Annotated in this window: 11 protein-coding genes; all 11 read right to left on the bottom strand. The window is 62.9% G+C overall.

The window, feature by feature from the left end; translation table 11 throughout:
* Positions 1-133 precede the first annotated feature (133 nt).
* The 11 genes from kdsA to RIN61_RS17525 all read right to left on the bottom strand — a co-directional run bounded on the left by kdsA (position 134) and on the right by RIN61_RS17525 (position 13,716).
* Positions 134-979 carry a 3-deoxy-8-phosphooctulonate synthase gene (gene kdsA / locus RIN61_RS17575; RefSeq protein WP_025337985.1) on the bottom strand — a complete coding sequence of 282 codons (846 nt, stop codon included), beginning with the start codon at positions 977-979 and terminating at the stop codon, positions 134-136.
* 3 nt (positions 980-982) lie between these two features.
* Positions 983-2,611 carry a CTP synthase gene (locus RIN61_RS17570; RefSeq protein ID WP_112251065.1) on the bottom strand — a complete coding sequence of 543 codons (1,629 nt, stop codon included), beginning with the start codon at positions 2,609-2,611 and terminating at the stop codon, positions 983-985.
* Positions 2,612-2,880: 269 nt separating this feature from the next.
* Positions 2,881-4,164: a tRNA lysidine(34) synthetase TilS gene (gene tilS / locus RIN61_RS17565; protein ID WP_207877130.1), complete on the bottom strand. Its 1,284-nt coding sequence runs from the start codon at positions 4,162-4,164 to the stop codon at positions 2,881-2,883.
* A gap of 141 nt (positions 4,165-4,305) precedes the next feature.
* A complete protein-coding gene (gene accA, locus RIN61_RS17560; protein WP_015269200.1) occupies positions 4,306-5,253 on the bottom strand; it encodes an acetyl-CoA carboxylase carboxyl transferase subunit alpha in 948 nt (315 codons plus the stop codon).
* A 107-nt stretch (positions 5,254-5,360) separates the two neighbouring features.
* A complete protein-coding gene (gene dnaE, locus RIN61_RS17555) occupies positions 5,361-8,885 on the bottom strand; it encodes a DNA polymerase III subunit alpha (RefSeq protein ID WP_112251061.1) in 3,525 nt (1,174 codons plus the stop codon).
* Positions 8,886-9,073: 188 nt separating this feature from the next.
* Positions 9,074-9,697 (bottom strand): ribonuclease HII, encoded by a 624-nt coding sequence (gene rnhB / locus RIN61_RS17550; protein WP_112251059.1) that lies wholly within the window; start codon positions 9,695-9,697, stop codon positions 9,074-9,076.
* A gap of 1 nt (position 9,698) precedes the next feature.
* Positions 9,699-10,826 carry a lipid-A-disaccharide synthase gene (gene lpxB, locus RIN61_RS17545; protein WP_207877132.1) on the bottom strand — a complete coding sequence of 376 codons (1,128 nt, stop codon included), beginning with the start codon at positions 10,824-10,826 and terminating at the stop codon, positions 9,699-9,701.
* Position 10,827: 1 nt separating this feature from the next.
* Entirely contained in the window at positions 10,828-11,604 is a 777-nt protein-coding gene (lpxA, locus tag RIN61_RS17540; RefSeq protein WP_112251055.1) for an acyl-ACP--UDP-N-acetylglucosamine O-acyltransferase, read from the bottom strand.
* A complete protein-coding gene (gene fabZ / locus RIN61_RS17535; protein WP_028634990.1) occupies positions 11,601-12,041 on the bottom strand; it encodes a 3-hydroxyacyl-ACP dehydratase FabZ in 441 nt (146 codons plus the stop codon). Before fabZ ends, lpxA begins: the two co-directional genes overlap by 4 nt.
* Before the next feature lie 114 nt (positions 12,042-12,155).
* Positions 12,156-13,211 (bottom strand): UDP-3-O-(3-hydroxymyristoyl)glucosamine N-acyltransferase, encoded by a 1,056-nt coding sequence (lpxD, locus tag RIN61_RS17530; protein ID WP_013971258.1) that lies wholly within the window; start codon positions 13,209-13,211, stop codon positions 12,156-12,158.
* A 1-nt stretch (position 13,212) separates the two neighbouring features.
* Entirely contained in the window at positions 13,213-13,716 is a 504-nt protein-coding gene (locus RIN61_RS17525; RefSeq protein ID WP_112251053.1) for an OmpH/Skp family outer membrane protein, read from the bottom strand.
* Positions 13,717-13,719 lie beyond the last annotated feature (3 nt).

Below are 13,719 nucleotides of genomic sequence, written 5' to 3'. Positions count from 1 at the left end.
TGACGAAAACAACTTAGCTTAGGAAATTCTTGCCGTTCACCGGGCGGACATGCAGTGGGCAGGCCGGGTGAATGGAACCCCTGACCGGCTGGTCAGGGGTGGATCGGACGGTACTTTACCCGAGAATCGAGCTTTACGCGGTTTCTACCGTCGGAAAACTTTTCACCAGGTCGTCCAGTTGCTTGAGCTGGGCCAGGAACGGCTCCAGTTTGTCCAGGCGCAGGGCACATGGGCCATCGCACTTGGCATTGTCCGGATCGGGGTGGGCTTCGAGGAACAGCCCGGCCAGGCCCTGGCTCATGCCGGCCTTGGCCAGGTCGGTAACCTGGGCGCGGCGGCCACCGGCGGAATCGGCGCGACCACCCGGCATCTGCAGGGCGTGGGTCACGTCGAAGAACACCGGGTACTCGAACTGCTTCATGATGCCGAAGCCGAGCATGTCCACCACCAGGTTGTTGTAGCCGAAGCTCGAACCACGCTCGCAGAGGATCAACTGGTCGTTACCGGCCTCCTCGCACTTGGTCAGGATGTGCTTCATTTCCTGGGGTGCGAGGAACTGGGCCTTCTTGATGTTGATCACCGCGCCGGTCTTGGCCATGGCCACCACCAGGTCGGTCTGTCGCGACAGGAAGGCCGGCAGCTGGATGATGTCGCACACCTTGGCTACAGGCTCGGCCTGGTAGGGCTCGTGCACGTCGGTGATGACCGGCACGTTGAAGGTGCGCTTGATCTCTTCGAAGATCTTCAGCCCCTCTTCCATGCCCGGGCCACGGTACGAGGTTACCGACGAACGGTTGGCCTTGTCGAAGCTGGCCTTGAACACGTACGGGATACCGAGCTTCTCGGTCACCCGCACGTACTCCTCGCAGACCTTCATTGCCAGGTCACGGGACTCCAGGACGTTCATGCCGCCGAACAGGACGAACGGCTTGTCGTTGGCGATCTCGATGTTACCGACGCGAATGATCTTCTGGGTCATTGATCAGGCCTTGTTCTTCTGAGCCAGGGCTGCCTTGACGAAGCCGCTGAACAGCGGGTGGCCGTCACGCGGGGTCGAGGTGAATTCCGGGTGGAACTGGCAGGCGACGAACCATGGGTGGTCCTTGGACTCGACCACTTCCACCAGCGCACCGTCTTCGGAACGGCCAGAAACCACCAGGCCGGCGTCGACCAGTTGCGGCAGCAGGTTGTTGTTCACTTCGTAGCGGTGACGGTGACGCTCGGTGATCACGTCCTTGCCATAGCAGTCGTGCACCTTGGAACCGGCGGCCAGCTGGCAGTCCTGGGCGCCCAGGCGCATGGTGCCACCCAGGTCGGAGGCTTCGTTGCGGGTTTCGACGGCACCGGTGGCATCGGCCCACTCGGTGATCAGGCCGACTACCGGGTGGCCGCTGTTGCGGTCGAACTCGGTGGAGTTGGCGTCTTTCCAGCCCATCACGTTACGGGCGAATTCGATCACGGCCACCTGCATGCCCAGGCAGATACCCAGGTATGGCACCTTGTTCTCACGGGCGTATTGCACCGCGGTGATCTTGCCTTCCACGCCGCGCAGGCCGAAACCGCCCGGCACCAGGATGGCATCGGCGCCTTCGAGCAGGCTGGTGCCCTGGTTCTCGATGTCTTCCGAGTCGATGTAGCGCAGGTTGACCTTGGTGCGGTTAGTAATGCCGGCGTGGCTCATCGCTTCGATCAGCGACTTGTACGCATCCAGCAGCTCCATGTACTTGCCGACCATGGCGATGGTCACTTCGTGCTCGGGGTTGAGCTTGGCATCGACCACCTTGTCCCACTCGGACAGGTCGGCGCCATTGCACTGCAGGCCGAAACGCTCGACGACGAAGTCGTCCAGGCCCTGTGCGTGCAGCACGCCCGGGATCTTGTAGATGGTGTCGACGTCTTCCAGCGAAATCACCGCACGCTCTTCAACGTTGGTGAACAGCGCGATCTTGCGACGCGACGAGGCATCGACCGGGTGGTCGGAGCGGCAGATCAGCACGTCAGGCTGCAGACCGATGGAACGCAGTTCCTTCACCGAATGCTGGGTCGGCTTGGTCTTGGTCTCGCCAGCGGTGGCGATGTACGGGACCAGGGTCAGGTGCATCAGCATGGCGCGCTTGGAGCCCACTTCGACGCGCAGCTGGCGGATGGCCTCGAGGAACGGCTGCGACTCGATGTCACCCACGGTACCGCCGATTTCCACCAGGGCCACGTCGGCATCGCCGGCGCCCTTGATGATGCGACGCTTGATCTCGTCGGTGATGTGCGGGATGACCTGGATGGTCGCACCCAGATAATCACCACGGCGCTCTTTACGCAGCACGTGCTCGTAGATGCGGCCGGTGGTGAAGTTGTTGTTCTGGGTCATGGTGGTGCGGATGAACCGCTCGTAGTGGCCCAGGTCGAGGTCGGTCTCGGCGCCATCGTGGGTGACGAACACTTCACCGTGCTGGAACGGGCTCATGGTGCCCGGATCGACGTTGATGTACGGATCCAGCTTGAGCATGGTGACCTTCAGGCCCCGCGCTTCCAGGATGGCCGCCAGGGAAGCCGAGGCAATGCCTTTCCCCAATGAAGAAACAACACCGCCCGTGACGAATATGTAGCGCGTCATGAAAAACCCTAGAAGTCTGCGTTAAGGCGGCCAGCGCCGCCGGAGAAAGCGAAGGAAGGCCGAAGCCCCCGATCACCTGCGTCAATCACAGTGCATCTCGAAAAACTGCCGCGTCTGTACAGACCAGGGGTATCCCCGGCATGGAGCTCGCTCGTCATTTTCAGAATCAGCCCAGCAAAAAACTGCTTGGTAATCGGCAACTCCTGTGTTTTCGCGGAACCCACAGAAGCTGTATCAAGAAGGGAGGGTAGTCTACCCGAATGTACACTTCAGCTCAAACCTTGCGCGTTCGTCGGCAACTGCCAGCACAGCTGGCAATCAGCCTGCACCAGCCCGGGCAGGTTGGCCACCGCCAGCAGGCGCTCGCCCTGGTACAGCAATGGCAGGCGCGGGCGCAGGAAATGCGGTACCTGCTGTTCGTTGAGCAGGCGCTTGAGGTCGCGTCGGCCGCGGCCGGGGACATCGAGCACTTCGCCGCCCTGGCGGTAGGCAATGCGCAAGCCGTCCAGCGGCGCTGCGCCAACAAGACGCACACTGCCGTTACCCGGCAACAACAAAGGCTCGGCGGGATCGGCCCAGGCCAGTTCGCCGACGGGCAGTTGCAGCCAGTCTCCGCTCAACCACCAGATACGCCCATGACTGCGCAGCAGTTGCCCATCGGCAAGGCGCCAGGCGGGCTGGGCATCGGCTGCAGCATCGCGCAGGTCCGCCCAGCCGGCCCAGTGCCGGGCATCGGGCAGGCGGGCCCGGCGGCTCAGCCAGTATTGCAGGGCATTGCGCTGACGGGCCGGCGACAGCGCCACCAGGGTAGCCAGGTCGAGGGAGTCCAGCCCCGGCCAGGCAACCGGCCCGCCCTCCTCCGCGAGCGCCAGGTCATCCTCGGCCAGCTCGTCCAGCAGGCCCTGGGCTTCGCCCAGATGCTCGGCGGCGCGGGCCAGGTTCTGGCTGGCCTGCGGCCAACGTTGCCGAAGTAGCGGAAACACCTCGCTGCGCAGGTAGTTGCGGGCAAATTGTGTGTCAGCGTTTGACGGATCTTCGATCCAGGCCAGCCCGTTGGCCTGGGCGTGGTCCTGCAGTTGCTGGCGAGAGCAGCCCAGCAACGGCCTGACCAGGCTGCCCTGCCCTAGCGCCCGCTGCCCCGGCATCGCTGCCAGGCCACGCAGGCCTGCACCGCGCAGCAGGCGGAACAGCAAGGTTTCGGCCTGGTCGTCGCCGTGCTGGCCGGTGAACAGGATGTCGCCTGGGCCCAACAGCTGGCGGAAGGCGGCATAGCGGGCGTCGCGGGCGGCCTGCTCGAGGCTGGCGCCGGTGCTGACCTGGACATGGATGACCTGAAGTTCGATGCCGAGATTGTCGCAGACGGTCTGGCAGTGGGCGGGCCACGCGTCAGCGGCGGATTGCAGGCCATGGTGGATGTGGATGGCGCGCAATGGAGGGGATGCGTGATTGCGGGCGCGGTCGGCCAGCAGGTGCAGGAGGACGGTGGAGTCGAGACCGCCGGAAAAGGCGATGTACCAGGCTGGGGCGTTGAGCCAGGGGGTGAGGTTGATCATCGAACCCGCACTCCATTCGAGAATGCGTTCGCGGGTGAACCCGCTCCCACAGGGATCGCGCCGTTCCAGAGGGCTGCGCAGTACCTGTGGGAGCGGGTTCACCCGCGAACACCGGCGAAGCCGGTGCCATTCATCTCGCTATCAGAGGCCGTAGCTCATCAGGCGATCGTAACGGCGGGCCAGCAGCGCGTCATGGTCGAGCTTGCCGAGCATGTCCAGCTGCTGCACCAGGTCGGCACGGATGCTTTCCGACATCTTCGCCGGGTCACGGTGGGCGCCGCCCAGCGGCTCCTGGATGACCTTGTCGACGATGTTCAGGCTCTTCAGGCGCTCGGCAGTGATGCCCATGGCCTCTGCTGCGTCGGCTGCCTTGTCGGCAGTCTTCCAAAGGATCGAGGCGCAGCCTTCCGGCGAGATCACCGAGTAGGTGGAGTACTGCAGCATGTTCAACTGGTCGCACACGCCGATGGCCAGCGCACCGCCGGAACCACCCTCACCGATTACAGTGGCGATGATCGGGGTTTTCAGGCGCGCCATCACGCGCAGGTTCCAGGCGATGGCCTCGCTCTGGTTGCGTTCTTCGGCGTCGATGCCCGGGTAGGCGCCCGGGGTGTCGATGAAGGTCAGGATCGGCATCTTGAAGCGCTCGGCCATTTCCATCAGGCGGCAGGCCTTGCGGTAGCCCTCTGGGCGCGGCATGCCGAAGTTGCGGCGTACCTTCTCGCGCACTTCACGGCCCTTCTGGTGGCCGATGACCATGACCGGCTTGCCGTCCAGGCGCGCGGTACCACCGACGATGGCAGCGTCGTCGGAGAAGTGACGGTCACCATGCAGCTCTTCGAACTCGGTGAAGATGTGCTCCAGGTAGTCCAGGGTGTAAGGACGACGCGGGTGACGAGCCAGGCGGGCGATCTGCCAGCTGGTCAGGTTGCCGAAGATGCTTTCGGTCAGGGTGTTGCTCTTGTCTTGCAGACGGGCAATTTCATCGCTGATGTTCAGCGAGTTGTCGTTACCTACCAGGCGCAGGCCTTCGATCTTGGCTTGCAGGTCGGCAATCGGCTGTTCGAAATCGAGAAAATTCGGGTTCATAGTCATCCGTCTTGGGTCTACGGCCAGGCGGCCGGCCGGTTGATCCGTTTGGCGCCCTACCTTAAGGGATCAGGCGCATTCAGGTCGAGATTAAATTTTTTGTCGGTTCAACGATATTGCAGGAAGACGTTCTCACGCCCGAACTGGTCACGCAGCGCCTGAATCAGCCCATCGGCCGGGTCGATCGCCCACTGCTCGCCGAACTGCAGCATGGCCTTGGCGTCGCTGCCGGTGTACTCGAGGGTGATCGGGCAGGCGCCGCGGTGGCGGGTAATCAGTTCGCCCAGCCACTTCAGCCGGTCGCCCTTGAGCGCTTCGTGTGCCACCTTCAGGCGCAGGCTTTCGGCCAGCTTGGTGCGCGCATCCTCCATGGTCATCACCTGCTTCACCCGCAGGCGCAGGCCACCGGAGAAATCATCGTTGCTGACCTCGCCTTCGACAACCACCATGGCATCGGTCTGCAGCAAGGACTGTGCCGCCAAGAAGGCATCGGCAAACAGCGACGCCTCGATGCGCCCGGAACGGTCGTCCAGGGTGACGAAGCCCATCTTGTCGCCCTTCTTGTTCTTCATCACCCGCAGGGCAATGATCATGCCGGCGATGGTCTGGGTCTCGCGTGACGGCTTGAGGTCGATGATGCGCTGGCGGGCAAAGCGGCGAATCTCGGTCTCGTACTCGTCGATCGGGTGGCCGGTGAGGTACAGGCCAAGGGTGTCCTTCTCGCCCTTCAGGCGTTCCTTGAGGGTGAGTTCGCGCACCTTGCGGTGGTTGGCGTAGACGTCGGCATCCGCCTCTTCGAACATGCCGCCGAACAGGTCGACGTGGCCACTGTCAGCGGTGTGGGCAGCCTGCTCGGCAGACTTGATGGCCTCGCCCAGCGCCGAGAGCAAGGTTGCCCGGTTGATGTCGATGTTGGCCTGGTAGGCCTTGATCTCGTCATGGAAGTGCGGGCCCAGACGATCCAGCGCGCCGCTGCGGATCAGTGCGTCGAGGGTACGCTTGTTGACCCGCTTGAGGTCGATGCGCTCACAGAAATCGAACAGGTCCTTGAACGGGCCACCCTGCGCGCGGGCCTCGACGATGGCCTCCACCGGGCCTTCGCCCACGCCCTTGATGGCGCCCAGGCCATAGACGATGCGCCCGTCATTGTTCACGGTGAACTTGAAGTCGGAGAAGTTCACGTCCGGCGCGTCGAGGCGCAGCTTCATGTTGCGCACTTCTTCGACCAGCACCACCACCTTGTCGGTGTTGTGCATATCCGCCGACAACACAGCAGCCATGAACGCCGCCGGGTGGTGGGTTTTCAGCCAGGCAGTCTGGTACGACACCAGGCCATAGGCGGCGGAGTGGGATTTGTTGAAGCCGTAACCGGCGAACTTTTCTACCAGGTCGAAGATGTTACCGGCCAGCTCTGCATCGATATTGTTGTTGGCACAACCTTCGATGAAACCACCCCGCTGCTTGGCCATCTCCTCGGGCTTCTTCTTACCCATCGCACGGCGCAGCATGTCAGCGCCACCGAGGGTGTAGCCAGCCATTACCTGGGCGATCTGCATCACCTGTTCCTGGTACAGGATGATGCCGTAGGTCGGTGCCAGCACCGGCTTCAGGCCTTCGTACTGGTAGTCAGGGTGAGGGTAGGCGAGCTCGGCGCGGCCGTGCTTGCGGTTGATGAAGTCGTCCACCATGCCCGACTGCAGCGGGCCTGGGCGGAACAGCGCCACCAGTGCGATAAGGTCTTCCAGGCAGTCGGGCTTGAGCTTCTTGATCAGCTCTTTCATGCCCCGCGATTCAAGCTGGAACACCGCCGTGGTTTCGGCCTTCTGCAACAGCTCGTAGGTCTTGCGGTCGTCCAGCGGGATGAAGTCGATGTTTACATCGGGCAGGTTCTTCTTGGCCTGCTCGCGGTTGATGATCTCCATCGCCCACTTGATGATGGTCAGGGTGCGCAGGCCGAGGAAGTCGAACTTCACCAGGCCGGCAGCCTCGACGTCATCCTTGTCGAACTGGGTTACCAGGCCGCCGCCCTCTTCGTCACAGGCGATCGGCGAAAAGTCGGTGAGCTTGGTCGGGGCGATGACCACGCCACCGGCGTGCTTGCCGGTACCGCGGGTCACGCCCTCGAGCTTCAGGGCCATGTCCCAGATTTCGCGGGCGTCTTCGTCACCCTTGAGGAAGTCGCGCAGGATCTCTTCCTGCTCGTAGGCCTTCTCCAGGGTCATGCCCACTTCGAACGGGATCATCTTCGACAGACGGTCGGCCAGGCCGTAGGATTTGCCCTGGACCCGCGCCACGTCTCGCACCACCGCCTTCGCCGCCATGGTACCGAAGGTGATGATCTGGCTGACCGCGTTACGGCCATAGGCTTCGGCCACATAGTCGATCACCCGGTCCCGGCCATCCATGCAGAAGTCGACGTCGAAGTCGGGCATGGAAATACGTTCAGGGTTGAGGAAACGCTCGAACAGCAGGTCGTAGGCCAGCGGGTCGAGGTCGGTAATCTTCAGCACGTAGGCCACCAGCGAGCCGGCACCCGACCCTCGGCCCGGGCCGACCGGCACGCCGTTGTTCTTGGCCCACTTGATGAAGTCCATGACGATCAGGAAGTAACCGGGGAAACCCATCTGGATGATGATGTCCAGCTCGAACTTCAGGCGGTCGAGATAGACCTGGCGCTTCTCTTCGTAATCGGGCGTGGTCTCTTTCGGCCACAGCACTGCCAGGCGCTCTTCCAGGCCTTCGTGGGACACATGCCGCAGGTAATCATCAATGCCCATGCCGTTGGGCGTGGGGAAGTCGGGCAGGAAATACTTGCCCAGCTGCACCTGGATGTTGCAGCGCTTGGCGATCTCGACGGTGTTGGCGATGGCGTCGGGCAGGTCGCTGAACAGCTCGGTCATTTCCTCGGCCGACTTCAGATACTGCTGGTCGCTGTACATCCTTGGCCGGCGCGGGTCGTCGAGGGTCCAGCCCTCACCGATGCACACGCGGGTTTCGTGAGCATCGAAGTCCGACTGCTTGATGAAGCGCACATCGTTGGTTGCCACCAGCGGAGCGCCGAGCTTGTCGGCCAACGCCACGGCGGCGTGCACGTACTCCTCGTCGCGGGCGCGGTTGGTGCGCTGCACTTCGACATAGAAGCGCTCGGGGAACATGCCCATCCAGTCTCGCAGCAGGGCCTCGGCCTCATCGCCCTTGCCGGCCAGCAAGGCCATGCCGATGTCCCCTTCCTTGCCTGCGGACAGGGCGATCAGGCCCTCGCTGGCGGGGGCGATCCAGTCACGCTGGAGGATGACCAGGCCGTTGCGCTGGCCGTCGGTCCAGCCGCGCGAGATCAGCTCGGTGAGGTTGCGGTAGCCCTTGGGGTTCATGGCCAGGAAGCAGATACGCGACAGCGGTGCTTCCGGATCGGCAGCGGCCAGCCACAGGTCGGCGCCGCAGATCGGCTTGATGCCGGCGCCCATGGCGGTCTTGTAGAACTTTACCAGCGAGCACATGTTGCTCTGGTCGGTGATCGCCACCGCCGGCATGTTCATCCCGGCCAGTGCCTTGGCCAGCGGCTTGATCCGCACCAGGCCGTCGACCAGCGAGAATTCGGAGTGGACGCGCAGGTGAACGAAGGGAACCGACATGGAAGATCCTGTAGCAGTGCTGAACGACAAGGGCGGGATTGTAGCTTAAATGCGAGGGGGTTTTGGGGCTGCTTTGCAGCCCATCGCCGGCAAGCCAGCTCCCACAGGGACCGCGTAGCTGTCAGGGATTGTACGATCCATGTGGGAGCTGGCTTGCCGGCGATGGGCCGCAAAGCGGCCCCCAAAAATCAGATCAGGGCGTCGGTGACGCCTTCAAGCGCTTCCCAAGCTGCCCTCACCGGAGCAAAGGAACGCCGATGAATGGGCGTCGGCCCAAGCCGTGCCAGCGCCTCGAGGTGCACCGGGGTCGGGTACCCCTTGTGGCCCCCAATACCGTAACCCGGATAGATCAGCTCGAACGCGCTCATCTCTCGGTCGCGGGTCACCTTGGCCAGGATCGACGCCGCCGCAATGGCCGGCACCTGGCTATCCCCCTTGACTACCGGCGACGCCGGTACGGCCAGTTTCGGGCAGCGGTTACCGTCGATCAGGGCAAGCTTCGGTGTAATGTGCAAGCCTTCCACCGCTCGCTGCATCGCCAACATGGTGGCATGCAGGATGTTCAGGCGGTCGATTTCTTCGACCTCGGCGCGGGCGATGCAGAAGCTCAGGGCCTTTTCGCAGATTTCATCGAACAGCGCCTCGCGCCTGGCTTCGGTGAGTTTCTTCGAATCGTTCAGGCCGAGGATCGGGCGCGCCGGGTCGAGGATCACCGCTGCAGTCACCACCGCGCCGCACAGCGGGCCACGGCCCACTTCGTCGACACCGGCGACCAGGTCCTCGACCAGGTTGAAGTCCAGTCCAATTTGCATGTCAGCGGTCCTTGAGCAACGCCAGTACCGCCTCGGCAGCCTGGTTGGAGGCGTCACGGCGAAGGGTGCGGTGAATTTCGTCGAAACGTTCGGTCTGCTGGCTGCCATCGGCTACCAGAGGCGCCAGGGTGCTGGCCAGGGCTTCGCTGGTGGCGTCGTCCTGCAGCAGTTCGGGTACCAACGCCCGCTGGGCCAGCAGGTTCGGCAACGAAACGTAGGGGCTCTTTACCAGCCGTTTGAGAATCCAGTAGGTAAGAGGCGCCAGGCGATAGGCCACAACCATCGGCCGCTTGTACAGCAGCGCTTCGAGGGTGGCGGTACCCGAGGCGATCAACACCGCGTCACAGGCCGCCAGGGCCTGGTGCGACTGGCCATCGAGCAGGGTCAGCGGCAGCTCGCGCCCTTCAAGCATCTGCTCGACCTGGGCGCGCCGGGCGGCGTTGGCACAAGGCAGCACGAAACGCACGCCTGGCACCTGCTGGCGCAGCCGTTCGGCCGCATCCAGGAACAGCGCCCCCAGGCGCCCGACTTCGCCGCCACGACTACCCGGCATCAGCGCCACCACCGGCCCTTCACCCAGGCCAAGCGCGGCACGCGCCGCCGGGCGGTCGGCTTCGAGCGGGATGGTGTCGGCCAACGGGTGGCCGACGAAACGTACAGGCACGCCCTGCTCTTCATAGAACCGCGCCTCGAATGGCAACAGCGTCAGCATCAGGTCGCAGCCTTCGCGAATCTTCAGCACACGCTTCTGCCGCCAGGCCCAGACCGACGGGCTGACGTAGTGCACGGTCTTGATCCCGGCCTGACGCAGTTTCAGTTCGATGTTGAGGTTGAAGTCGGGGGCATCGATGCCGATGAACACGTCGGGCTTTTCGCCGATCAGGGTCTCGATCAGCAGCTTGCGGCGCTTGAGCAGCTCACGCAGGCGCCCCAGCACTTCAACCAGGCCCATGACGGCCAGGCGTTCCATGGGGAAATAGGATTGCAGGCCTTCGGCTTCCATCAAGGGGCCGCCAACGCCGATGAACCGAACGTCCGGGTGGCGCGCCTTGATGGCACGCATCAAGCCTGAACCCAGAATGTCGCCGCTGGCCTCACCTGCGACCAAGGCTACGCAAAGCTGGGCCATGTCAGCGCGTAATGCCGCGGGCGGAGTTCACGATCGACTGACGGAACAGCTCGACCTCAGGGTGTTGCGCGGCCAGTTCGGTCAGTTCCTTGAGCGCGTCTTCGACGGTCAGGCCCTGGCGATAGACAATCTTGTAGCAACGGCGCAGCACGTGAATGACCTCATCGCTGAAACCCCGACGGCGCATGCCTTCGAAGTTCATGCTGCGGGCCTCGGCCGGGCTGCCGAACACGGTGACGAAGGCCGGGACGTCCTTGCCGATAGCCGTGCCCATGCCGGAAAACGCATGGGCACCGATATGGCAGTACTGGTGCACCAGGGTATAACCGGACAGGATCGCCCAGTCACCCACATGCACATGGCCGGCCAGAGCGGTGTTGTTGACCAGGATGCAGTGGTTGCCGATGACGCTGTCGTGGCCGATGTGGGCATAGGCCATGATCAGGTTGTGGTCGCCCACAGTAGTTTCCGCACGGTCCTGAACGGTACCGCGGTGAATGGTCACCCCTTCGCGGAACACATTGTGGTCACCGATGACCAGACGCGTTGGCTCACCCTTGTACTTGAGGTCCGGGGTGTCTTCGCCGATCGAGGAAAACTGAAAGATACGGTTGTGCTTGCCGATGCGGGTAGGGCCTTTGAGCACAACATGCGGGCCGATAACGGTGCCCTCCCCGATCTCTACATCAGGGCCAACGATCGACCAAGGGCCGACCTCGACGCCATCGGCCAGTTTGGCCGAGGGATCGATAATGGCCCGAGGATCAATCGAATTCATAGGGAGCGTTCCGCGCAGGTGATTTCTGCCGAGCAAACCGGCTTGCCGTCGACCAGGGCGCGGCATTCGAACTTCCAGATCATGCTCTTGCGGCTGAGAAATTTGGCTTCCAGCACCAGCTGATCACCCGGCAGCACCGGCTGACGGAAGCGCAGTTTGTCGGAGCCGACAAAGTAGTACAGGGTGCCATCGGCCGGCTTGGCATCAAGCATCTTGAAGCCAAGGATGCCGGCCGCCTGGGCCATGGCTTCGATGATCAGAACGCCCGGCATGATCGGGTGCGCCGGGAAGTGGCCATTGAAGAACGGCTCGTTGATGCTGACATTCTTGTAGGCACGAATGCTCTGGGCCTCGTAGTCCAGATCCGTCACGCGGTCCACCAACAGGAACGGGTAACGGTGAGGCAGGTATTCGCGAATCTCGTTGATGTCCATCATTTCGGGGGGGAAGCCTGTAATAAGAATAGGGAGCGCAGGTGCTGACCACACGCTCCTTTTGCAGTCCAAAGAGGAGCCAGCTAGCGACTGTTCACTCTTGCTCAGGGAATGGTATCAGCCTTCTGATGTCGGCTGGCCACCTGAGGTCACGGTATCGACGCGTTTTTCCAGCTGCTGGAGACGCTTGGCCATGTCGTCCAGGTGCCGGATACGCGCGGCGCTCTTGCGCCATTCAGCCAGTGGCTGCATGGCAGTGCCGGAAGAATAGGCACCCGGTTCGGTGATCGAACGGGTCACCATGGTCATCCCGGACACGAAAACGTTATCACAGACATCGATATGACCCACCATGCCGACACCTCCGGCAATGGTGCAATGCTTGCCGATGCGCGTGCTGCCGGAAATTCCGACGCAGGCGGCCATGGCCGTGTGCTCACCGATCTGCACGTTGTGGGCGATCTGGATCTGGTTGTCGAGCTTGACCCCGTCAGCGATCCGCGTATCCGACAGCGCACCGCGATCGACCGCAGTGTTGACACCGATTTCCACGTCGTCGCCGATGGTCACGCCACCGATCTGAGCGATCTTGCGCCACACGCCCTTCTCGTTGGCAAAGCCGAAGCCTTCACCGCCGATCACCGCACCCGACTGGATGACCACACGCTTGCCGATGGTCACATCATGGTACAGGGTGACCCGTGGGGCCAGCCAGCCACCCTCACCGATCACGCAACGGGCACCGACCACGCAGTGTGCACCCACACTGACATTGGCCGCGATGCGCGCACCGCTTTCGATGACCGCGAACGGCCCGATGCTGGCACTGGCGTCCACCTGCGCGTCCTCCGCCACCACGGCGCTGGGATGAATACCCGCCACAGCCTTAGGTTTGGGATCGAACAGGTGGGAAATGCGCGCGTAGGCCAGGTACGGGTCGGCGACGATCAGCGCATTGCCGGCAAAGCCTTCGGCGTCCGCCGCCTTCAGCAGCACCGCAGCCGCCTGGCTGCTATCCAGGAATTTGCGGTACTGCGGATTGGCGAGGAAGCTCAACTGACCTGGGCCAGCCTCCTGCAAAGTGGCCAGCCCGGTAATCTGCAGCGCCTCGGGGCCCTTGAGGGTGGCGCCGAGGGCCTCGGCCAGCTGGCCTAGCGTCATGGTCACGGTCATATCAACGGGCTTGGTTCATGCGCTCGATGACTTGGCGGGTGATGTCGTACTGCGGTTTGACATCGATGACCGCGCCACGCTCGAGGACCAGGTCGTAACCGCCTTTCTTGATCACTTCCTCGACAGCGCCATCCAGCTTCGGCTTCAGTTGCTTGAGCATGTCGCGGTCGGCAACAGCCTTGGCTTCGTTCAGTTCCTTGGACTGGAACTGGAAGTCACGGGCTTTCTGCTTGAATTCGAGCTCAAGACGCTCACGCTCCTGCTGCTGCATCTTGTCGCCGCCCTTGATCAGACGGTCCTGAATGCCCTTGGCGCTGCTTTCCAGGCTTTTCAGCTTGGTCAGTTGCGGGCCGAACTTCTTCTCGGCATCCACGGCGTATTTCTTGGCCGCGTCAGATTCCAGCAGGGCCATCTGATAGTTCAGGACGGCAACCTTCATTTCGGCGAAAGCCGGGGTGGCGACCAGCGCCGCGGCCATTACGGCCAGTTGGGTCAACTTACGCACGAT

The organism is Pseudomonas inefficax (assembly GCF_032164165.1).
Taxonomy (GTDB): domain Bacteria; phylum Pseudomonadota; class Gammaproteobacteria; order Pseudomonadales; family Pseudomonadaceae; genus Aquipseudomonas; species Aquipseudomonas inefficax.
Note: the sequence above shows the minus strand (reverse complement) of the source record. Positions and strands in the feature narration are given on the sequence as shown.